Genomic DNA, 21462 nt, shown 5'->3' with positions numbered 1-21462 from the left:
TCCTAAGCGTCAATGTTTTGTGCATAAACAGCATTTTGTTCTATAAATTCTCTTCTTGGTTCAACATCGTCTCCCATCAAAACGTCGAATGTGTTGTCGAGTTCGTTTTCGTCTTCTCCGTCGATTTCAACTTTGATTAGGATTCTGTGTTCAGGATTCATTGTAGTATCCCACAATTGTTCTGCGTTCATTTCACCAAGACCTTTGTATCTTTGAACTTTGATGTTACTTCTTTCGCCGTATTTTTCCAAAGCTTCTTCTAATTCTTTTTCTGTGTAGCAATATTCCATTACCTTAACACCTTTGATGATTCCGTAAAGTGGTGGTTGTGCGATGTACACGTGACCTTTTTCCACTAATGGCTTCATAAATCTGTACAAGAATGTAAGTAGAAGTGTTCTAATGTGAGCTCCATCGACATCGGCATCGGTCATTATTACGATTTTACCGTAACGAAGTTTGCTGATATCAAAGTTTTTTCCTATTCCAGTTCCAAATGCAGTAATCATAGCTTTGATTTCGTTTGAATTTAAAACTCTTTCAAGGTGAGCTTTTTCTACATTCAAGATTTTACCTCTCAATGGCAAAATAGCTTGGAATTTGTTGTCCCTGCCACCTTTTGCAGAACCACCGGCAGAATCCCCTTCTACAAGGAAGATTTCGTTGTGTTCGATGTCTGAGCTTTGGCAGTCAGCAAGTTTTCCTGGAAGTGTAGTATTGTCAAGCACCGATTTCTTACGAACCAAATCCCTTGCACGTCTTGCGGCAAGTCTTGCTTTTTGTGATGCCAATGCTTTTTGTATAATTGTCTTGACGATTTTTGGATTTTCTTCAAAATAAAAACTCAAATGTTCATATACAACGCTGTCCACAACAGTTCTAGCTTCGGAGTTACCCAATTTTCCTTTTGTTTGTCCTTCAAATTGTGGGTTGTTAAGTTTTACTGAAACAACAGCAGTGATACCTTCTCTGACATCATCACCAGATAAGTTATCGTCTTTTTCTTTTAATATGTTTTTGTTTCTTGCATAATCGTTAAGAGCACGAGTAAGTGCAGATTTAAATCCTACAACATGTGTTCCACCGTCAACTGTTTTAATGTTATTAGTAAATGAAACAATAGTTTCGTTATAGCTTTCAGTGTATTGCATAGCTATTTCCACTTTAGTAGTTTCTTTTTCTCCTTCGATATACATAACTTCGTGATCCAAAGGCTTTTTGGATTTGTTGATGTATTCTACAAATGATTTGATACCACCTTCGTAGTGGAACAATTCCTTGTAGCCTTCTCTTTCATCAGCAAATTCTATCTTCACGCCCTTATTCAAAAACGCCATTTCTCTGAATCTTTTTGCAAGAACATTTTTGTCGAAATTCAAAGTTTCAAAAATCGTATTGTCCGGCATAAATTCAATTGTTGTTCCAGTTCCTCTGACATTTTCTTTTATAACAGTAAGTTCTGTAACAGTTTTTCCTTTTTCAAATCTTTGTTCGTACATTTTGCCGTCTCTTTTGACTCTGGCAATAAGATATGTACTTAAAGCATTAACACAACTTACACCAACTCCGTGAAGACCACCTGAGTATTGATAAGCGTCGTTTGAAAATTTACCACCCGCATGAAGCACTGTAAGTACAGTTTCAAGCGTTGATTTGCCTGTTTTTGGGTGTGTTTCAACCGGAATACCAGAACCATCATCTTCTACAATAACTGAATTGTCTTTTTTTATAGTAACCTTAATCAAATCACACACGCCAGCCAACGCCTCATCAATTGAGTTGTCGACTACTTCGTACACCAAATGGTGTAGACCTTTTTCATCAGTAGAACCGATATACATCCCTGGTCTTACACGAACCGGTTCCAATCCTTCTAATACTGTAATCTGATCTGCAGTATATTCTCTGTTTTTTTTCATTATATTCCTTTCATAAAGTTATTCATCAAATAATTCCCACTAATATTTGACTTGTAAACTCCTCTATTAGTTATGACTATAGACCTTATAGTAATGTCCTCATCTTCATTCACAAATTCTACGTTTTTCGTATAATCCAAATCATCCTTCTTGAAATCTGTGAAGAATTTGTCCGAGACATTAACTACTGCTATAATCTCATTTTCATCAATTAATGTGTTGTTGCCAATATCCAAATACATATCATTCACCTATTTTTATCGTGTACAACCCAACAGGCGCTCTTTCTGAAGTCGTCAGAAAAGCTTGAAAATCCTTGATATATCTGATGATGTAGTTGATTCTGTAATCGTCAAGTTCACTGAACACATCATCCAACAAAATAATTGGCAATCTATCATTATAAAATCTACTCAAATCCAATTGCGCAAGCTTCATCGATAAAATAGCAGTTCTCACCTGAGCTTGAGATGCAAAAAACTTAGCCGATTTGTCGTTGATTAAAATATCCAAATCATCACGATGGATACCTAAATTAGTTTGCTTATTTTCCAAATCCTTATCCAAAATATCTACCAAACTCTTGTAATAAGTATTCTTTTGATTAGTCATATCCTCTACATATTCTATCGAAAAATTATTTTCCATGTCCAGCTTATCATTCTCATCACTCAAATTTGAGCACACGTTTTTTGCGATAAGATGTAGCCTTTCGACATAGCTTTTTCTCTTGTGCATAATATATGAGCCCGTGTCTGCCAATTGAATATTCAAAGCCTTCAACTGCTCATTAAAATACGAATTGTACCTGTGGTTTTTGATGAGCTTATTTCTCTCATCCAACACTTGATTGTACTGTTTCAAAACAGTCCTGTAGTATTTGTCCACACCACTTATGGACTCATCCAAGAATTTTCTTCTCAAAGATTTCGATTCTTTTACTATCTTCAAATCATCTGGCTTAAAAACAATACACTCAAAATACTCATTGTATTCTTTAATAGTATTCACAAAAGCTTCATTCACATTGAGTATCTTTTCGTTATTTTTAATAGTAATATCTATCTTATCCTCAAAACCATCATCGTAGACATCCATTACAATGCGAGCCTCATCTTCACCGAATTTAATCAAGTGAGAATTGGTGTTGGTTTTGAAACTTTTTCCCTTCAAAGCTACATTAATAGCTTCCAAAATATTAGTCTTACCCGAGGCATTTCTGCCTACAATCAGATTCAGACCATCACAAAAATCCAATTCTATTTCACAGAAATTCCTGTAATTATATAATTTTAATTTTTGAACGATCATTATTCGACTACGTATTTCTCTCCTTCAAATTCCACTACATCTCCTGGATAAAGCTTCTTGCCGCGTCTTATCTCCACCTCGTCATTAACCTTAACCATGGATTCTTTAATAAGTTCTTTCGCCATGCCACCAGTTTGTGCGATGGATGCGAATTTTAGAAACTGTTCCAATTTTATAAATTCAGATTCAATTTTAACACTAATCATTATTACCTCCTGCAAGTTTTACCGGAAGGACAAGATAAGTGTAATTGGTATCGTTCAATGGCTTAAACACCATCGGTCTTAGACTTCCACTCATATTCAAAGTAATATCGTCATCATCAATAACCTTCAAGCCATCTAACAAATACTTAGCATTAAAAGCAATCTTCAAATCTTCTCCACCGATTTCGCACTTCACATACTCATCGACCTTACCAATATCAGTATTAGATGAAATATGCAATTCATTTCCAGAAAAATCAAGCTTAACCAAGTTTGCCTTGTCTTCTTTTGCCATAAGAGATGCTCTTTCCAAAGCCATTTGTAAAGCTCTCTTTTCTATAGTAACAACAGTTGAGAAATCTTGTTTCATAACTTGATTGTAGTCGATATATTGACCATCGATTAATCTAGAATAAACATCAGTGTTTTCCAATTTGAAAATAATATTTCCAGTAATAATGTTAAGAGTTATTTCCCCTTCTTCCAAAATCTTGTAAACTTCATTCAAAGCTCTCGCTGGAACAATAGCCTTCATTTCAAACTCACTCACATTACTCATACAATCAAGTGAAACTCTGTAACCATCTAAGGCCACAAATTCAATCCTATCGTTCATAATATTGAACAAAACACCTGTCAAATCTGGTCTTGTTTGGTCCATACTTGTAGCAAATGATGTTTTTCTGATGGAATCTCTAAGTTCAGATTGTTCCAAAGTCAATTTAACATCCTTATCTATATAAGGAAGAGATGGAAATTCGTTTGAATCTTGACCTTGAATGTTGAATTCCGTAGACAAACATTTAATATTGATATTATTATCGTCCACTTCAATATAAATATCATCGTCAGGAAGCTTTCTAATGATATTTCCTATCATTGATGAGTTAATTACAATTTGACCTTTTTCGTAGATTTCACAATTTGCTCTAGTATCCACAATAAGTTCCAAATCCGTAGCAACAAGTCTAAGACAATTTTCTTCTGCGATGAACAAAATTCCTTCTAATATCTGAATAGTCGTTCTAGATGACACCGCTTTTTGCGCAATATTGATATGTTTAAGTAATTCTTTTTGCGATATTTTTAATTTCATATTTTACCTTTCGTTTATACAAATAATAATAATAGTTAGTAATAGTAGTAGTAGGGCTGTTTGTATTGTGGATAACTCTAGTTTGTTTGTAATTTGTGGTGTTTTATATATTGATAACGATGTGTATATAATTGGCACAAGCTGTGCGATTATCAACATTATCAACTTTTTACAATTTTAGTTTATCACTTTAAAGTTATCAACAACTTATCCACATAGTTATTAATATTAAATTGTGGATAGAAAACTCTAAAATAAACTTATCCACAATCATAAAGTTTAATAAATTAAGAATTTTGAATGTAGCTGATTAGGTTATCAATTTCTTCATCAAATTCTGAACTTTTTTTGATATCATTCTCAATTTTCTTGATTCCATGCATTACTGTTGAGTGATCTTTGCCAAAACTTGAAGCAATACTAACCAAAGAAATATCCAACAATTTTCTGGACACATACATTGCTATTTGCCTTGGATATGCGATTTGTTTGGATCTCTTTTTTGAAAGCAAATCATCTTGACTTACATTGTACCTATCACACACACTCTCAATGATTAAATCTATAGTTACAGGTCTTAATTGAGTGTCTGCGATAAGTTGTTTTAGAACATTTTTTGCCAAATCTAATGTGATGTTGCCATCTCCTATCAGAGTCTTTTGACCTACGACATTCATTACTGCCCCTTCCAACTCACGTATATTGCTTTTGACATTCATAGCAATATAATCGATTATTTCTGGGGTAAGTGATGTATTATTTCTATCTAAATACTCGTTTATAATAGCCACACGTGTTTCATAATCTGGTGGTTGAATGTCTGCCATTAATCCCCACTCAAAACGCGATACTAACCTCTCTTCCAATGTTTTTATCTCTTTTGGAGGTCTATCACTGGAAAGTATGATTTGCTTGTTGTGGTTATACAATTCGTTGAATGTGTGGAAAAACTCCTCTTGTGTACCTTGTTTTCCAGCTATGAATTGGATATCGTCGATTAGAAGCACATCGATGTTTCTGTATTTTTCTCTAAATTGTGAATTCTTTTTCGTAGACTTATCTCCTATTGAAGATATAAGCTCGTTGGTAAATGATTCACTTGTAGTGTAAATAACTCTTGCTTTTGGGTTATTTTTAAGTATTTCATGAGCAATAGCATGCATCAAGTGAGTCTTACCCAACCCCGCCTTTCCATGAATAAACAATGGATTGTAAGCTGTAGCAGGATTTTGTGCGACTGCAAGAGCTGCTGCTAGTGCTAGTTCGTTGTTTTTCCCTTTTACAAATGTATCAAACTTGTATTTGCTGATCAAATTCTTTCCGTAAAGGTAATCATCTTTTGGTTCTGGTTGTTGTATTACAGGTGTTTGTTTGTCTTCAACGGTGTAATTTTCTTGTGATACATCTTCATTTACAAGGATGGATCGTTGCCCATCTATGTTTTGGTTTTGAATTATATTTTCTTCTTTGTAGTTATCCATTTCGTAACGGTCGATGATGACTACTTTTCTCTTGACATTACTGATGAAATCCAAATATTTTTGGATATCGTCGTAGTATTTATTATAGATTGTTTTTTTGGTAAATCTATTTGGAGAAAGCAAAATAAATTCAGTATTTGTTAAATAAAGAGGTTTTAATGGAGCAATCCATGTGTTGAAGTTCAAATCAGACATTTCCTGTTTAAATGTGTTAGATATTTTTAACCAGAGTTCATCTTTGTCGGTCATTTTTCACCTCGTTTTTTTACTTATCAACAAGTTTATCCACAAAATGATGAGTTATCCACATTGAATAAATAGCTATTTTCCAATTTAAACAAAAAAAATATATAATTTATTCACATTTGCACAACTTATCCACATCAATTTATAGAAAAATAATTGTGGATATTAAATTAGAATATACAGCAAATTCGTGTAGTTTTAAAACAAGAATTCACATAGTATCCACAACTTATCCACAATTTGTTAATAAATGCGTACTTTTCATACTTTTTGATACTTTAATTATAGCAAATCATATCTTTTATTACAAATTTATTGAAAATTTTGATAAATGGTTTTGTGTTTGCGATAACTTATCCCCAAAAGGAGTTTAATATTTTAAATTTAGAATGAATTGTGGATAAAAGTTATCCACAATTTTTACTGTTTTGTGGAAATTTTTAAAAATTTTTCTCTGGTTTTTGATTTTTTATTCTCGAAAAATATTTTATAAATTTTCTCAATTAATTGGTATTTGTCAACAAAAAAGCTTGACAATTGTTATTGTTATAAGTATAATTGGAGTAGTGTTTTTATAGGCAAAAGTCCTTATATTTTATACTAGGAGGTGCGATTGATGAAAAGAACTTATCAACCAAATAACAGAAAAAGAAAAAAAGACCACGGATTTAGAAATAGAATGGCTACTAGAGGTGGAAGAGCTGTTTTAAAGGCTAGAAGAAGAAAAGGTAGAAAAGTATTATCAGCTTAGGTCACATTCATTGTGGCCTTTAATTTATTATGGATAAAAGTGTAAGGTTAAGAGATAACAGGGAATACAATGTTGTCTACAAGAGGGGAAAGACTTATTATAATAGAAACTTCTCTTTGGTAGTGTACAATTCAAAAAAAGGAACTCGAATCGGATTCTCTGTTACTAAAAAGTACGGCAATGCCGTTGAAAGAAACAGAATCAAGAGGAAACTTAGAGAGATTGTAAGGCTTAATTTCTCTGAGTTTGACAAGGGCTTGGATATGGTTATTATCCCGAAGAAAAACACTGAAGACTTAACTTACAAACAGCTAGAATCTGCATTATTGCACGTTTGTAGAAAGGCATCGAATAAAAAATGTCAAAAGTGATGATATTTTTAATCAAATTCTACCAAAAAGCTATATCGCCGTATTTGGGGCATGGGAAGTGCAAATACTATCCAACTTGTTCTCAATATGCATTGGAGGCTTTCAAGAAAAAGCCGTTTTTCAAGGCGTTAGGGCTGACTATTTGGCGAATTTTACGATGTAATCCATTTTCAAAAGGCGGATATGACCCACTAAAATAAAAAGGAGTTGTAGAATTGCAAATAATTGCAAATGTATTTGGAACTATTCTTAGGTTCATATATGAAAACATCTCACATGTGATGGCTGAACCTAAAAGTATATCGTATTTTGCGATATCAATTCTTTTATTAACACTTATTTATAAGCTTATAACTCTTCCGGTAACTATTCATACGCAAAAAACTCAAGAACAAAATGCTTTGATGCAACCGGAAATGAAGGAAATTCAAAGAAAATACAAGAACGACCCACAAACTCAACAATTAAAGATGCAAGAATTATACAAGAAGTATAATTTCAATCCTTTAAGTGGTTGTTTGCCAATTATCTTACAAATGGTTTTGGTTTTGGCATTATTTAGAGTAATGAGAGAACCAGGAAAGTACATGTTTGATAATGTGTCTAAGATTAATGAGATCGCTCGTAATTTCTTCTGGATACCTGATTTGACTAAACCAGATCCAGTATTGTTTGGATTGCCTTTAATAAATGCTTTCACTCAATTTTTAGTAGCAAAGATCAGTATGCCTACTAATAACAAGGATAAGAAATCAAATGAACCTGATCAAATGGAAATGATGAACAAATCAATGATTTATTTCATGCCTATATTTATGTTCTTCATTTCAAGCAAATACGCTTCAGGTTTGATTCTTTATTGGGGATTTTCTAACGTTTTAGAAGTTATAATAAGGTTAATAATTAAGAATAAAGACAAAAAAGATGTTGCGGAGGAAGTTAGATGAGAAGCACAGTAGTTAGTGCGAAGACTGTTGAAGAATGTGTCAATAAAGCTTTGGATAAGCTTCAAGCTAATCGAAACGAAGTTAACATCGAAGTTATAAATGAAGCTAAACAAGGTTTTTTGGGCTTGTTTGGAGCAAAGGACGCTGTCGTTAGAGTGTCATTAAAAGACGATGTTAAAGAAAAGGGAACAGGCGATTTTGTGAAGAATATCCTAAACTCTGACTCTAACTCAGTTGAAACAGAACAAAAAGAAGATACTAAAGTTATAGAAGATAAGAAAATTGTAGAGGAAGTTGAAGAAACAGAACCTACAGAAGCTGATAATGAAGAAATCGTAGAAGAATCAGTAGAAACAGTAGAATCTGAAGAAGTTACAGAAGTTGCAGAAGCTGAAGAAGCTGTAAAATCTGAAGAAACTGAAGAAGAACAAGACACTGAATCTGATGTTACTATTGATAGAAACGACGAACTTTTCATCACAAGCAAGAATTTCTTGAAACAAATGATTGAAGATATGGGAATTGATTGCGATATCGAATCTAGAACTGAAGGAAATATGATTAAGTTCAATATTATGTGTTCAGAAGAATCTGATATCGGAATTATCATAGGAAAAAGGGGAGAAACATTAGATTCTCTTCAATATATCGTAAACTTGGTTACTAATAGAAACAGTGATACTTACATCAGAGTTATTTTGGATTGCAACCAATACAGATCCAAAAGAGAGAGATCTCTTCAAAAATTAGCTAGAAGATTAGCTGATAAGGCTGTTCAAACAGGAAGAGATATCAAGCTTGAACCTATGAATCCATACGAAAGAAGAATCATTCACACTTATCTTCAAAACGATGAAAAAGTGAATACATTCTCTCAAGGCAATGAGCCTAATAGAAGAGTTATTATTAAGAGAAAATAAATTACAAGACTACATATCTTTGGTATGTGGTCTTTTTTTGTGGGATGACAAGAAATAAAGTTGACAACAAATTTTTTATGATTTATCCTAAGAAAAGGAAAGTGGTGATTATCATGACAATTTATAAATAGATTTTAGAGAAAAAAATAATCTCTGAAATCGTTAACGAAAATTATTTGAAGAAAATAGGCTAAATATAATCAAATATTATTAGTCAAGTACAAGTTTTAAGAATGTTATATAAATTTCAGAGGGTAATATGATAAAAAACAATGTTAAGAAGAAAAATCTTATTTTATATTTTGTTGCGATAGTTCTCACATGGACAGAGGCTTTGGTGAATCCTGTAATAGTATCATTGATTATAAAATCATTTGAGAATAAAGACACAGTATTTTTGATGAAAGCACTTGTGTTTGGGATTTTGTGTGGAATTATAATGCTTATAGGTGATAGTGGAAAGAGACTTTACTATTCGTATGTAATAGCTGATTTTAGAGAATCTTTTAAGTTAAAAGTGTTCAATCATTTTTTAAAAAGTGAAAATCATATCGATAATGATATTGTCAGCAGTATAGAAAAGGATTCAAGTCAAATTGAAAACAACTACATTGAACCAACGGTAATCATTATATCGTCGATTGGTTTTACAAGTGTTTCCATCATTTATGCACTAACAAGAAATTTTCTTTTGGGAATGCTTTTTATAGTATTCTACAGTATTCCAGCTCTTATGAGTAATTACGGGAGTAATAGATTAGATAATAAATCTGAAGAATTATCAAAAGCTGATGATGCTTTTATGAATAAAATACAAGACATCAAAAATGGAAGAAGCATCATCAAAATTTATAATGTATCCGACTTTTTCATTAATTTGTATCACAAATATTTAAAGCAGGATGTGGATACTTATAAGGGATATGAAATTATACGAACAAAAAACAACATTGTGATTAATTTGGTTGATATAGTATGCTCTATGATTCCTCTTATTCTTGGAGGGTATTTGAGTTTTAATGGTAAAATATCGTCAAGCGTATTCATCAGTGTTTACTTAGTTAGTTATAATATAGGATATCAGTTCCAAGAACTTGCATATTTTAATAATACACGTTCATCATCAAAGTATCTCTTAAAAAAGTACGACTACATTTATCAAGATATTGATAATGTAGAAATAAATCTTAATGATGAAGTTTTTCCAATTACTTTTGATAATTTGAGTTTTTCGTATGATGATAAAGATATTATTAAAGATTTTAATTTTAAGATAGAAAAGGGTGACAAGGTCGCAATTATAGGAGAAAGTGGTTGTGGTAAAAGTACGTTATTGAATTTAATATTTAATAATTTAACAGCATCTAAAGGAAGGATTATGTTTAATAAAAAGGAATTATCAACCGCTGAGATTAGGAGTTTTACCAGCTTTATATCACAAGGTAGTTATGTTTTTAATCTTAATTTAGAAGATAACATTACTTTAGGAGATAATGATATTAATTTAGAAAAATTAAATGGAATAATTGATAAGTTACAGATAAATCATCTTAAATCCAAAGTTTTATCCAATGATAGTTTGTCAGGAGGAGAAAGACAAAGGGTAGAAATTGCAAGAGCAATGTACCACGACAGAAAATTAATTTTAGCAGATGAAATAAAGTCTAATTTGGATAAGAAAAATAGAGAAATAATAGATGATATTATATTCTCTTCAAAAAATACAGTAATAGAAGTAATTCATCAATACGGTGACGAAACTTTAAAAAAATACGATAAAGTTATAGATATGAGGTAAATAACGGGCTTATGACTTCAATATAGTGAAGTTGTAAGCTCTTATTTATTTGTAATCTTTTTGTATGATATAATATAATATTGCTATAAAGAATGAAAGGATAGACTAAATATGGACGATTGTATTGCAGCTATTAGCTCTGCTACTGGTGAAGCGGGAATTGGCATTGTTCGAATGACTGGAGAAGGTTGTGTGGATGTGCTTGATTCTGTGTTCAAAAGGGCTAATGATAATGCTGATTTAATAAATAGAAAAATGACTTATGGCCACATTGTTGACGATAATGAGATCGTCGATGAGGTCTTGGTTTGTTATATGAAGGCTCCTCACACATACACGCGTGAGGATGTCGTGGAGATTTATACTCACGGTGGGGTTGTCGCTGTGAGAAAGGTGTTGGAAGTTCTGTTAAACAACGGTGCAAGGCTTGCTGAGGCAGGTGAGTTCACTAAGAGGGCTTTCTTGAACGGTAGGATTGATTTGTCTCAAGCTGAGGCGATTATCGATATGATTAAGGCGAAGACTGACAAGGCGTATTCTGTGAGTATGAAACAGTTGGAGGGTAGTGTTAACAGAAATATCAAACAGTTGAGAGACAAGCTGTTGGATATGCTATCTCATGTGGAGTATTCTATTAATTTTACTGAAGATATGCAGGACGAATTGGACAACACTCCTGTTTTGAACGAGGGCAAGGAAGTTTTGGATAAGCTTAAAAAGCTTTCTGAGAGTGCAAACAGAGGTAGAATTATCAGAGATGGTATCAATACTACGATAATTGGTAAGCCAAATGTAGGCAAATCTTCTTTGTTGAATGCTTTGTTGAAGGAAAACAGGGCTATTGTGACGGATATTCCAGGAACTACTCGTGATGTCATCGAGGAATACATCGATTTGGACGGGATAAGTCTGAAGATTAACGATACTGCTGGTATTAGAGATACTGAGGATATCGTGGAGAAAATCGGTGTTGAAAAATCTGTGTCTTTTATTTCTGATTCGGATTTGATTATTGCGATTTTTGATTCTTCGAGAGAGTTTGACGATGAAGATAGGAAGATTTTGGATCTTATTAGAGATAAAAAGTCGATTGTTTTGTTAAACAAGATTGATTTGGATGGTGGATTTGATTTCGATGAGAACTTGGAAGGAATCGAGGTTATTCACACTTCAATCAAAAACAACGAGGGTATCGAGGATTTAGAAAACAAGATTATAGAGATGTTTAATGATGGATATATTGAAGCAAATAACGACAATATTATTACAAACATTAGACATAGAGATATTATTAACAAAGCTATTAAATCTTTGGAGAGTTCTCTACACGATATGGAAGCTGGAGTTCCTATTGATTGTTTCGAGGTTGATTTGAGAAATGCTTGGGAAATCTTGGGCGAAATCACTGGAGAAACTGTGGATGACGATGTGTTGAATAAGATTTTTAGCGATTTTTGTATAGGTAAATAAAATGGATAGATTATATTATGAAAATCCCTACGATGTTGTGGTTGTAGGTGCAGGTCACGCCGGTTGTGAGGCTGCGTTGGCTACAGCGAGGTTGGGATTAAAGACTGCGATTATGAGTATTAGTTTGGATTCTGTGGCTGATTTGCCATGTAATCCGAACATTGGTGGCACTGGAAAGGGTCACTTGGTTAAGGAAGTTGACGCATTAGGTGGCGAGATGGGTCTTATCATTGACAAGACTTACATTCAATCGAGAATGTTGAACACTTCCAAAGGTCCTGCGGTTCACTCATTGAGGGTTCAAGCGGACAAGAGAAAATACCACGATGAGATGAAAAGCGTGTTGGAAAACACAGAAAACTTGGATTTGATTGAAGCGGAAGTCGTGGATATTGGAGTTGAAGACAACAAAATAAAATCCGTAACTACTGCACAGGGAGCGATTTTCCCAACAAGAGCTGTGATTCTTGCGACTGGGACATATCTCAAAGGACTTGTGATGATGGGTGAATACACTTATGAATCTGGCCCTCACGGTATGAAATCATCTAAGAAATTGTCAGACTCTTTGAAAAATTTGGGGATTGAACTTAGAAGATTTAAGACTGGAACTCCTGCGAGAGTTCACAAGGACAGTTTGAACTACGAAGTGATGACTGTGCAACCTGGTGATGACGATGTTATTCCTTTTTCGTTTTTGAATGACGGAAAAGATATTTCAAAGAAGCAAGAAAACTGCTATTTGACGTACACTACACTTAAAACAAAACAAATTATTGAGGATAATTTGGAGAGATCTCCGATGTATGCGGGTATTGTGAAAGGTGTGGGTCCACGTTATTGTCCTTCGATTGAAGATAAAATCGTGAGATTTCCAGACCGTGATGAGCATCAAGTATTCGTGGAACCTGAAGGTTTATCAACTAAGGAAATGTATATTCAAGGCGTGTCATCGACTCTTCCAGAAGAAGTGCAAAAGGAAATGTACAAGACAATCATTGGTTTCGAAAACGTGAGATTTATGAGAAGTGCGTACGGAATCGAATATGATTGCATCGATCCTACTATATTAAAGAGGACTTTGGAACATTTGGGAATCAATAATTTGTTCTTTGCAGGACAAATCAATGGATCCAGTGGATACGAGGAAGCCGCCGGTCAAGGAATTATCGCAGGAATTAATGCGGCTATGAATTTGCTTGGCAAGGAGCCATTCGTATTGGACAGATCCGATGCTTACATTGGCGTATTGATAGACGATTTGGTAACCAAAGGAACTAACGAACCTTACAGAATGATGACAAGCAGATGCGAGTACCGTTTGACTTTGAGACAAGACAATGCTGATTTGAGACTTACTGAAAGAGCACACGAGATTGGACTTGCGACAGATGAAAGATACGAAAAAATGCTTCACAAGAAGAAGACGATTGACGAAGAAATCGAAAGATTGAAGTCAATCATGGTGACTCCAACAGAAGAAACCAACGAAAAACTTAGAAAACTTGGGTCATCTGAACTTAAAACAGGCATAACTTTGTTGGATTTAATCAAAAGACCAGAATTAACTTACGATAAAACAGAAGAATTTGACGTTGATAGACCAGAACTGCCTAGATATTTGAGACTACAAGTGGAAACACACATCAAATACGAGGGATACATTGCAAAACAAATGAGCCAAATCAAGCAATTTAAAAAGCTCGAAAACAGAAAACTGGATATGATCGAGGATTACAAGGAAGTTATGGGCCTTTCCAATGAAGCTGTACAAAAACTTAATGACATCAAACCAGAATCGTTGGGTCAAGCGAGCAGAATCAGTGGTGTGAGCCCTTCTGACATCAACGCTTTATTGATTTATATGGAAACGAGGAAGAAATAATGTCACTAAAAGAAACATTGAACGATTACGAAATACAATTGGATGACAATCAAATAGATTTGCTGTTAAAATACATGAATTTGGTGTTGGATAAGAACAAGGTAATGAACTTGACAGCAATCACTGAAGAAGAAATGTTTCACGTGAAACATTTTGTGGATTCCTTGTACGTATTGAATTTGTTCGATTTTGAAGAAAACAAAACTATAATTGACGTGGGAACTGGTGCAGGATTTCCAGCTATTCCAATAAAAATCGCTCGAAATGATTTGAAGTTCACATTGCTCGACAGTTTAAGAAAAAGAGTTGATTTCTTAAAGGATGTTATAGATGAACTACAACTTACAGATATCAAAGCAGTCCACGAAAGAGCAGAGGAATGCACGAGAACTGCTGAATACAGAGAACGATACGATTATTGTATATCACGTGCAGTGTCAAAACTTGACACGTTAGCTGAGTTCTGTTTACCATTTGTAAAAGTCGGAGGATATATGATAGCCATGAAGGGCAAATCCGACGAAACAGACGTAGGAGAGAACGCAATCAAAATCCTCGGCGGGAAAATAGAACAAACTATTGATTACAAAATAGATGACGAAGACAGAAGCTTGGTTGTAATCAAGAAAATTAAAGAAACTCCGAAGAAATACCCACGAGGTGGCGGCAAACCTAAGAAAAACCCACTATAAATAATGGGATTTTGACAACAAAATACTTCACAATAAAAAGCAGAGAGCCGAATTGACTATTAACAGGGACAATATTATAGCAAATGCTAAAAGTAGAAGAACATTTTTGCACGAATATCTAGACTACGAAAATAAATAAATCCAAAGCTCATAAGCCTAAAATCGCAAACTCGCTATCGCTCAAACAGTGCGATTTTTGACGGCTTATTTCACTTGGATTTATGCTTATTTTCTTCGTATGATATTCTTAGCAAAAATGTAGTCTACTTTTTTGTTTCGTTAGATGATATTTTCCGTCAATCGCGGTAATCTTCTTTTTTGTTTGTGTGGATTTTGCTTGAAAAAGTAAGAAATAGAATTGTTCATGGGATTTTGATTGCTACTAGAGAGGGAAGAAAATACTTCACAATAATAACCAGAAAGCCGAATTGACAATTAAGAGGGACAATATTATAGTAATTGCTAAAAGTAGAAGAACATTTTTGCACGAATATCTGACTCCATAAATTGGTGATTTGTTAATCTCAAACCACTAAAATCCAAAACTCGAGCTAAAGCTCTCAAACAGTTGGATTTTTGACGTGGTTCTTCGATGTAAAATCACAACAATTTATTACGTATGATATTCTTAGCGAAAGTGTATTCTACTTTTTTGTTTCGCTAGATTTACGAAGAAAAAGGAAAAAGTAGTCGTATTTATGGAAATTTGATTGCTACTAGAGAGGAAAGAATATTTCACAATAATAAGCAGAAAACCGGATTGGCTCAAATATCTAGCTTACGAAAATAAACAAATTCTAAGCTTGTGAATCTGAAATTGCAAACTCGCTAACGCTCAGACAGTGCAATTTCTTAACGATTCACTTCGCTTGAATTTGAGGTTGTTTTCTCCAGATGATATTTTCCGTCAATCGCGGTAATCTGCTTTTTTGTTTGCTTGAAATTAAAAGGGAAAGGGAAAAATATATTGTTCGAGGGTTTTTCATTGCTACTAGAGAGTGGAAATGTATTCTACTTTTTTGTTTCGCTAGATTAAAGAGAAAAAGAAAAGATAAATTTCTCGTGAGATTTTGATTGCGTTGGGAGAGGGAAGAATGTTTTTCTATTTTTAAACTACAAATGTTTCACGTGAAACATTTTAATGAAAATTTCATTAGTGATATAATTTAATTGTAAATGGAAAGAAAAACGACGCTCTGAGAGGCGTTTTAAGGTAGGTAAAATAAAATATAGGTAAAATTATATGGAGGGAAGATGAAAGTTCAAATAATAGCCGTTGGGACGGAATTATTGCTTGGTGAAACTTTGGACACGAATTCTAACTACCTTTCTATTAAAATGAGGGAGTTGGGGTTTGATGTGTACAAGAGGGTTGTGGTTGGCGATAATTATGATAGATTGTTCAAGGAAATCGAAGAAGGATTGAAACAAAATGATTTGATTGTAACTACAGGTGGTTTGGGACCGACTGAAGATGACATTACAAAAAAATGCTGCTGTGATTGTCTTGGCAAAAAAATGGTTCTGAACGAAAAAAGTTATGAGAAATTGAGAAAGTATTTTAACGAAGACGAGAAGGCAATCCAAGGCAACATAAAACAATGTATGTTTCCAGAAGATGCGATTGTTTTTGAAAACTTCAATGGAACAGCAGATTGTGCAATGATTGAACACAATGGAAAGAGAATATTATTTCTTCCAGGTCCACCAGCTGAGATGAAGCCTATTTATGAACAACAAGTGCAAAAAGTTCTGGAACAATTTGCGACAGACTGCATTATTTCTGAAACTTTGAATATCTCTATTCTTGGAGAATGGGACATTAATGAAAGGGTCAAGGATATCATTGAATCGTCAAATAATCCAACGGTCGCTCCGTATTTTAAAAAGGATAAAAGGATACTTAGAATAACTGCAAAAGCATCTGATAGACAAACTGCTCTTTCTATGATTGATGAAAAGAAAAAAGAACTTCGAGATAGACTTGGCATGTATATTTTTGGAGAAAATGATGAAACAATCGAAGAATCGGTCTACAAGGTGTTGAAAGAATACGATTTGTCGATTATGACATCAGAATCCATTACAGGTGGTATGATTGCATCTAAGCTTGTGAATGTGTCTGGAGTTAGCGATTATTTGAAAAGTTCATTGGTGGTGTATTCTAATGAGGCAAAGATAGATCTGCTTGGCGTTAACGCTGAAACTATTGACACATACGGTGTTGTTAGTGAGAATGTTGCGTTTGAGATGGTTGAGAGGATGTTTGAAAAATTTAATGTTGACTGTGCAATATCTACGACGGGTTACGCTTCAGGAGAAAACGCTGGGCTTGTTTATGTTGGCTTGGGATACAAAAATGTGATAAAAACGCTAAAATTACAGCTTCATGGGGAACGCAATAAAATTAGAAATAGAGTTTCAAATCGTGCTTTGGCAGAGCTGAGACTAATGATTTTAGAAAATGTTTCACGTGAAACATTTTAAAACAAATTAGAACTTTATTTGTGCTATAATAAATATGAAAGGAGCTGTAAATTTGAAAACAATATGTGTATTTAATCAAAAAGGTGGAGTGGGCAAAACTACTACCGTCGTTAATTTGTCAGCAGCTCTTGGTTTGAAAGGAAAAAAAGTACTTGTAGTGGATTTGGATCCGCAAGGTAACACGACTTCAGGCTTTGGAATTAATAAGTTTGAGCTTCAAAAAAGCATTTACGATTTGATGGTTCATGACGATTTTGATGAGGATTTTATCATCAAAACTGAAGAAAAAAACGTGGATATAATCCCAGCAACGTCTGATTTGTCAGGGGTTGAGGTGGAACTTATAAACACTGATGATAAAGAAAAAGTGTTATCTAATATACTTTCTAATGTAAGTGGATATGATTTTTGTTTTATAGATTGCCCTCCTTCATTGGGGACGTTGTCTATAAACGCATTGGTGGCGGCAGATTCTGTCCTTATACCTATCCAATGTGAGTTTTATGCGCTTGAAGGCGTAAGTCAACTTATGAATACTATTAATTTGGTGAGAAGTTCACTTAATGAAAACTTAGAAATAGAAGGTATTGTTATGAGTATGTTTGATGGTAGAAATAATCTTAGTTTGGAAGTGGTGGAAGAGGTCAAGAAATACTTCAAAGATAAGGTGTTTACGACTATGATACCGCGTAATATAAGGTTAGCAGAAGCTCCAAGCTATGGAATGAGTGCGTTATCTTACGACAAAAATTCCAAAGGATCTATTGCTTATACGAGACTAGCGGAGGAATTTTTATAATGGTTAGGAAAAAGGGATTAGGAAGAGGCTTAGACGCTTTAATACCACAAAATATTATAGAAACGACAAGTTCTGACTCGATTGTTAATATCGAATTATCAAAAATAATTAGAAGAGAAGATCAACCAAGAACACATTTTGAAAAAGATAAAATACGTGAGTTAGCAAATTCTATCAAAGAGTACGGAGTAATATCTCCGATTATCGTTCGAAAAAAGGACGAAAAATACGAGATTATCGCCGGAGAAAGAAGGTTTTTGGCAAGCTTAGAGGCTGGTTTATCTGAGATTCCTGCAATTGTTAAGGAAATGGAAGATAGTGAAGTGGCAGAGGTGTCGCTTATCGAAAACATTCAACGTGAGGATTTGAATGCTGTTGAAGAGGCCGTCGCTTACAAAAACTTGATGGAAAACTACAATTTAACTCAAAAAGAATTGGCAGACAAATTGTCCAAATCAAGATCATATATTGCAAATACATTGAGACTTCTTAACTTAGATGAGTTGTCATTGGAACACTTAAAAAAGGGCGACATCACATCATCACAAGCTAGAAGTTTACTTGCAATTGACGATATGAAAAAGAGAAAAGCGTTATTGGACAAGCTATTATCCAAGAAGACAAATGTCAGAGAAATAGAAAAAGTGTCCAAGGAAACAGACCCGTTTTTGTTGGATTTGCAAAACAGGTTTTTGGAGAAATTCTCTACAAAGGTTAGAATTAAGCCAAGAAGAAAAGGCGGAAGTATAGAGATAGAATATCTATCTAATGAAGATTTAGAAAGGATTATGGAGATATTAGAGCTATGATGTTTATGGATCAAACTTTAGAAGAATTTATTAAAAATGTAAACTCAAAGGAACTTCCAGGTGGAGGTTCTATCAGTGCATTGACTGCACTTTTGGGAGTAGGTATTGGAAACATGAGTTTCTATCTAACTGAAGACAAGAAATCTTTCAAAGCATTAGACGATGAAACTCAACAAGAAATCAGAAGTCATGTTGACAGACTTACTGAAATTATTGAAGAATTAAAGGAAAAAATGGTTGAAGATACTAAAAGCTTTGACTCTGTTCTTCAAGCATACAAACTACCTAAGGAAACAGACGAAGAAAAAGCTTACAGAAAGAAAATGATAGCCGATGGATACATCATCGCTACAGAATCTCCAATGTCTTCTGCTAGAATTATGATGGAAGCAATGGAACTTGTAAAACAAATTGCAAAATATATCGATAAATATGCAATAACAGACCTTTTAGCAAGTGCATATTTATTACATTCTAGCATGAAATCAGTAATGTTGAACGCTAAAATCAACATGAAACAACTTGGAGATAGTAAGAAAGTAGCTGATGAAATCACAGCATTAGAAGACAAATCAGAAGTTTTATTGAGAGAAATTGAAGAAGTTTCATACAAAAAAATAGGTGAGGTATAATGACTTATTTTGATAATGCTGCGACGAGTTTTCCAAAACCTGAGATAGTTTATGAAAAACTCGATGAAGCAATGAGAGAATTTGCCGCAAATCCGGGAAGAAGTGGACATAAATTGTCACTTAAAATGGATAGGGCGATTTTTAATTCTAGAATGAACATCACAGAATTTGTCGGCGGAACGAATCCTCTAAATTTGATTTTCACATTGAACTGTACAGATAGCTTGAACATGGCAATCAAAGGGCTTGTTAAAAAAGGCGACCACGTTATCACGACATCTTTGGAACACAACTCAGTTCTTCGACCTCTTCACAAAATGCAAGAAGATGGATTTATCGATTTGACGGTTGTTTATGCGGACGAACGTGGGATTTTGGATGTCAACAAAATCGAAGAAGCAATCACTGACAAGACCAGAGTTTGCGTGACAACTGCTATGAGTAACTTGACAGGAACCATCGTTGATTTCTGCAAGATCGGCGAAATTATGCACGCTCACGATATTTTGTACATTGTGGATGCTGCACAAGCTATGGGATATTTGGATTTTGATATGAAAAATATGCCGATAGATGTGTTGTGTTTTCCTGGACACAAATCGTTGTTTGGACCAATGGGAACGGGAGCTATGTATATAAAAGAAGGAATTGATGTCAAAAGCTTAAAACAAGGCGGAACTGGCTCGCATTCACAAGATTTGGAACAACCTGACGAATATCCTGACAGATTAGAAGCTGGAACTATCAACGGACCTGCGATTTATGCACTTTCTGCAGGAGTTGATTTCATCAAACAAGAAGGTTTGAAAAACATTAGAGATCATGAAAATAGTCTTAAAGACAGATTTATAAATGGTTTGAAAGACGAAAAAGGTATCACATTATACGGAAGTTTGGATGAACACCAAGGACCAGTAGTGCCTGTGAATGTTGAAGGAATAGGCTCTAGCCAATTGGCATACATCCTAGATGACAAATACGATATCGCAACAAGAGCTGGAATTCACTGTGCGCCACTTGCACACAAGACGATTCATACACAAGACATCGGTGCAGTTAGGTTCTCATTTGGCCATTTCAACACTGAAGAAGAAGTGGACAAGGCGATTGAAGCGTTGAAAGAAATCAACAGAGGAGACAAAGATGGGGCTATCTAGTGCTATGAACACAATATTGATAATTCTTATGGTGTTTGTGGTATTAGTTTCCGTGATAAATTTCCGTAAAATCAACATCGTCAACAAAAAAGTCAACAGGGTCAAAAGAAGATACGATGCGCTTTTCAGAGCACAAGATGGTGACATTGAAGATATTTTGAATCAAAATTCTACAGATATCGTGGCAAATCAAAAAAGAATCGAAGAATTGTCCAAAACATTGGAATCTGTGGAAACTTTACAAGCAATATCACTTCAAAAAATCGGACTTGTTAACTATGATGCGTTTGAGTATTTGACTAACAAACTTTCATATTCACTATGTTTGTTGGATGCCAATGACAACGGGCTTATAATCACATCGATTTTCGGAAGAGAACAATCTACAAGCTACATCAAAATCATAACAAACGCTAAATGTAGCGAAAAACTAAGCGAAGAAGAAAATGAAGCTTTGAAGAAAGCTTTAAAATAGAACATTATTA

At 34.1% G+C, this 21462-nt stretch carries 21 protein-coding genes; 15 read left to right on the top strand and 6 right to left on the bottom strand.

The genetic code is table 11. The annotated features are described in order from the left end of the window. Positions 1-2: 2 nt before the first annotated feature. The 6 genes from gyrB to dnaA all read right to left on the bottom strand — a co-directional run bounded on the left by gyrB (position 3) and on the right by dnaA (position 6262). Positions 3-1919 (bottom strand): DNA topoisomerase (ATP-hydrolyzing) subunit B, encoded by a 1917-nt coding sequence (gene gyrB, locus GKF99_RS04475; protein ID WP_154254660.1) that lies wholly within the window; start codon positions 1917-1919, stop codon positions 3-5. Next, positions 1919-2161 carry a DUF370 domain-containing protein gene (locus tag GKF99_RS04470; protein WP_094206481.1) on the bottom strand — a complete coding sequence of 81 codons (243 nt, stop codon included), beginning with the start codon at positions 2159-2161 and terminating at the stop codon, positions 1919-1921. Before GKF99_RS04470 ends, gyrB begins: the two co-directional genes overlap by 1 nt. Before the next feature lies 1 nt (position 2162). Then, a complete protein-coding gene (recF, locus tag GKF99_RS04465; protein WP_154254661.1) occupies positions 2163-3230 on the bottom strand; it encodes a DNA replication and repair protein RecF in 1068 nt (355 codons plus the stop codon). After that, positions 3230-3436 carry a S4 domain-containing protein YaaA gene (yaaA, locus tag GKF99_RS04460; protein WP_094206577.1) on the bottom strand — a complete coding sequence of 69 codons (207 nt, stop codon included), beginning with the start codon at positions 3434-3436 and terminating at the stop codon, positions 3230-3232. Before yaaA ends, recF begins: the two co-directional genes overlap by 1 nt. Beyond that, positions 3429-4532: a DNA polymerase III subunit beta gene (gene dnaN, locus GKF99_RS04455; protein WP_002835942.1), complete on the bottom strand. Its 1104-nt coding sequence runs from the start codon at positions 4530-4532 to the stop codon at positions 3429-3431. The genes yaaA and dnaN overlap by 8 nt, the downstream gene beginning before the upstream one ends. A 287-nt stretch (positions 4533-4819) precedes the next feature. After that, a complete protein-coding gene (gene dnaA / locus GKF99_RS04450) occupies positions 4820-6262 on the bottom strand; it encodes a chromosomal replication initiator protein DnaA (protein WP_154254663.1) in 1443 nt (480 codons plus the stop codon). Positions 6263-6875: 613 nt separating this feature from the next. On the opposite strand from dnaA, the gene rpmH reads away from it, so the two are divergent. The 15 genes from rpmH (at position 6876) to GKF99_RS04375 (ending at position 21452) form a co-directional block, all read left to right on the top strand. Further along, positions 6876-7010, top strand: a complete 135-nt coding sequence (rpmH, locus tag GKF99_RS04445) for a 50S ribosomal protein L34 (protein WP_002835948.1) — start codon at positions 6876-6878, stop codon at positions 7008-7010. A gap of 29 nt (positions 7011-7039) precedes the next feature. Continuing rightward, positions 7040-7381, top strand: coding sequence for a ribonuclease P protein component (gene rnpA, locus GKF99_RS04440; RefSeq protein WP_002837620.1), 342 nt, complete (start codon positions 7040-7042; stop codon positions 7379-7381). After that, entirely contained in the window at positions 7369-7581 is a 213-nt protein-coding gene (gene yidD / locus GKF99_RS04435; protein WP_080565301.1) for a membrane protein insertion efficiency factor YidD, read from the top strand. Before rnpA ends, yidD begins: the two co-directional genes overlap by 13 nt. 15 nt (positions 7582-7596) lie before the next feature. After that, complete coding sequence (locus tag GKF99_RS04430) at positions 7597-8328, top strand: YidC/Oxa1 family membrane protein insertase (protein ID WP_094207867.1); 732 nt, start codon at positions 7597-7599, stop codon at positions 8326-8328. Continuing rightward, positions 8325-9248 carry an RNA-binding cell elongation regulator Jag/EloR gene (jag, locus tag GKF99_RS04425; RefSeq protein WP_154254664.1) on the top strand — a complete coding sequence of 308 codons (924 nt, stop codon included), beginning with the start codon at positions 8325-8327 and terminating at the stop codon, positions 9246-9248. Before GKF99_RS04430 ends, jag begins: the two co-directional genes overlap by 4 nt. 259 nt (positions 9249-9507) lie before the next feature. After that, a complete protein-coding gene (locus tag GKF99_RS04420; protein WP_154254666.1) occupies positions 9508-11046 on the top strand; it encodes an ABC transporter ATP-binding protein in 1539 nt (512 codons plus the stop codon). 111 nt (positions 11047-11157) lie between these two features. Beyond that, positions 11158-12516: a tRNA uridine-5-carboxymethylaminomethyl(34) synthesis GTPase MnmE gene (mnmE, locus tag GKF99_RS04415; RefSeq protein ID WP_154254667.1), complete on the top strand. Its 1359-nt coding sequence runs from the start codon at positions 11158-11160 to the stop codon at positions 12514-12516. Between the two features lies 1 nt (position 12517). Continuing rightward, a complete protein-coding gene (gene mnmG / locus GKF99_RS04410) occupies positions 12518-14401 on the top strand; it encodes a tRNA uridine-5-carboxymethylaminomethyl(34) synthesis enzyme MnmG (protein WP_154254669.1) in 1884 nt (627 codons plus the stop codon). After that, positions 14401-15093: a 16S rRNA (guanine(527)-N(7))-methyltransferase RsmG gene (gene rsmG, locus GKF99_RS04405; protein ID WP_154254671.1), complete on the top strand. Its 693-nt coding sequence runs from the start codon at positions 14401-14403 to the stop codon at positions 15091-15093. The genes mnmG and rsmG overlap by 1 nt, the downstream gene beginning before the upstream one ends. A 1254-nt stretch (positions 15094-16347) precedes the next feature. Continuing rightward, positions 16348-17580: a competence/damage-inducible protein A gene (locus GKF99_RS04400; RefSeq protein ID WP_154254673.1), complete on the top strand. Its 1233-nt coding sequence runs from the start codon at positions 16348-16350 to the stop codon at positions 17578-17580. A 52-nt stretch (positions 17581-17632) separates the two neighbouring features. Further along, a complete protein-coding gene (locus tag GKF99_RS04395; protein WP_094206503.1) occupies positions 17633-18379 on the top strand; it encodes an AAA family ATPase in 747 nt (248 codons plus the stop codon). Beyond that, on the top strand, positions 18379-19188 hold the full coding sequence (locus GKF99_RS04390) for a ParB/RepB/Spo0J family partition protein (RefSeq protein WP_094225266.1): 810 nt from the start codon (positions 18379-18381) through the stop codon (positions 19186-19188). The genes GKF99_RS04395 and GKF99_RS04390 overlap by 1 nt, the downstream gene beginning before the upstream one ends. Next, positions 19185-19820: a cyclodeaminase/cyclohydrolase family protein gene (locus GKF99_RS04385; RefSeq protein WP_094206565.1), complete on the top strand. Its 636-nt coding sequence runs from the start codon at positions 19185-19187 to the stop codon at positions 19818-19820. Before GKF99_RS04390 ends, GKF99_RS04385 begins: the two co-directional genes overlap by 4 nt. Then, entirely contained in the window at positions 19820-20977 is a 1158-nt protein-coding gene (locus tag GKF99_RS04380; protein ID WP_154254675.1) for an aminotransferase class V-fold PLP-dependent enzyme, read from the top strand. Before GKF99_RS04385 ends, GKF99_RS04380 begins: the two co-directional genes overlap by 1 nt. Further along, complete coding sequence (locus GKF99_RS04375; RefSeq protein ID WP_094204537.1) at positions 20964-21452, top strand: DUF4446 family protein; 489 nt, start codon at positions 20964-20966, stop codon at positions 21450-21452. Before GKF99_RS04380 ends, GKF99_RS04375 begins: the two co-directional genes overlap by 14 nt. Positions 21453-21462 lie beyond the last annotated feature (10 nt).

The sequence above is a fragment of the Finegoldia sp. BIOML-A2 genome, assembly GCF_009678315.1.
Lineage (GTDB): Bacteria > Bacillota > Clostridia > Tissierellales > Peptoniphilaceae > Finegoldia > Finegoldia magna.
This window is presented reverse-complemented; position numbering and strand designations above follow the sequence as displayed.

Bases quoted from the DNA above. Each gene is read 5' to 3' on its own strand.
- gyrB (WP_154254660.1), bottom strand. From the start codon at position 1,919: ATGAAAAAAAACAGAGAATATACTGCAGATCAGATTACAGTATTAGAA.
- GKF99_RS04470 (WP_094206481.1), bottom strand. From the start codon at position 2,161: ATGTATTTGGATATTGGCAACAACACATTAATTGATGAAAATGAGATT.
- recF (WP_154254661.1), bottom strand. From the start codon at position 3,230: ATGATCGTTCAAAAATTAAAATTATATAATTACAGGAATTTCTGTGAA.
- yaaA (WP_094206577.1), bottom strand. From the start codon at position 3,436: ATGATTAGTGTTAAAATTGAATCTGAATTTATAAAATTGGAACAGTTT.
- dnaN (WP_002835942.1), bottom strand. From the start codon at position 4,532: ATGAAATTAAAAATATCGCAAAAAGAATTACTTAAACATATCAATATT.
- dnaA (WP_154254663.1), bottom strand. From the start codon at position 6,262: ATGACCGACAAAGATGAACTCTGGTTAAAAATATCTAACACATTTAAA.
- rpmH (WP_002835948.1), top strand. From the start codon at position 6,876: ATGAAAAGAACTTATCAACCAAATAACAGAAAAAGAAAAAAAGACCAC.
- rnpA (WP_002837620.1), top strand. From the start codon at position 7,040: ATGGATAAAAGTGTAAGGTTAAGAGATAACAGGGAATACAATGTTGTC.
- yidD (WP_080565301.1), top strand. From the start codon at position 7,369: ATGTCAAAAGTGATGATATTTTTAATCAAATTCTACCAAAAAGCTATA.
- jag (WP_154254664.1), top strand. From the start codon at position 8,325: ATGAGAAGCACAGTAGTTAGTGCGAAGACTGTTGAAGAATGTGTCAAT.
- GKF99_RS04420 (WP_154254666.1), top strand. From the start codon at position 9,508: ATGATAAAAAACAATGTTAAGAAGAAAAATCTTATTTTATATTTTGTT.
- mnmE (WP_154254667.1), top strand. From the start codon at position 11,158: ATGGACGATTGTATTGCAGCTATTAGCTCTGCTACTGGTGAAGCGGGA.
- mnmG (WP_154254669.1), top strand. From the start codon at position 12,518: ATGGATAGATTATATTATGAAAATCCCTACGATGTTGTGGTTGTAGGT.
- rsmG (WP_154254671.1), top strand. From the start codon at position 14,401: ATGTCACTAAAAGAAACATTGAACGATTACGAAATACAATTGGATGAC.
- GKF99_RS04400 (WP_154254673.1), top strand. From the start codon at position 16,348: ATGAAAGTTCAAATAATAGCCGTTGGGACGGAATTATTGCTTGGTGAA.
- GKF99_RS04390 (WP_094225266.1), top strand. From the start codon at position 18,379: ATGGTTAGGAAAAAGGGATTAGGAAGAGGCTTAGACGCTTTAATACCA.
- GKF99_RS04385 (WP_094206565.1), top strand. From the start codon at position 19,185: ATGATGTTTATGGATCAAACTTTAGAAGAATTTATTAAAAATGTAAAC.
- GKF99_RS04380 (WP_154254675.1), top strand. From the start codon at position 19,820: ATGACTTATTTTGATAATGCTGCGACGAGTTTTCCAAAACCTGAGATA.
- GKF99_RS04375 (WP_094204537.1), top strand. From the start codon at position 20,964: ATGGGGCTATCTAGTGCTATGAACACAATATTGATAATTCTTATGGTG.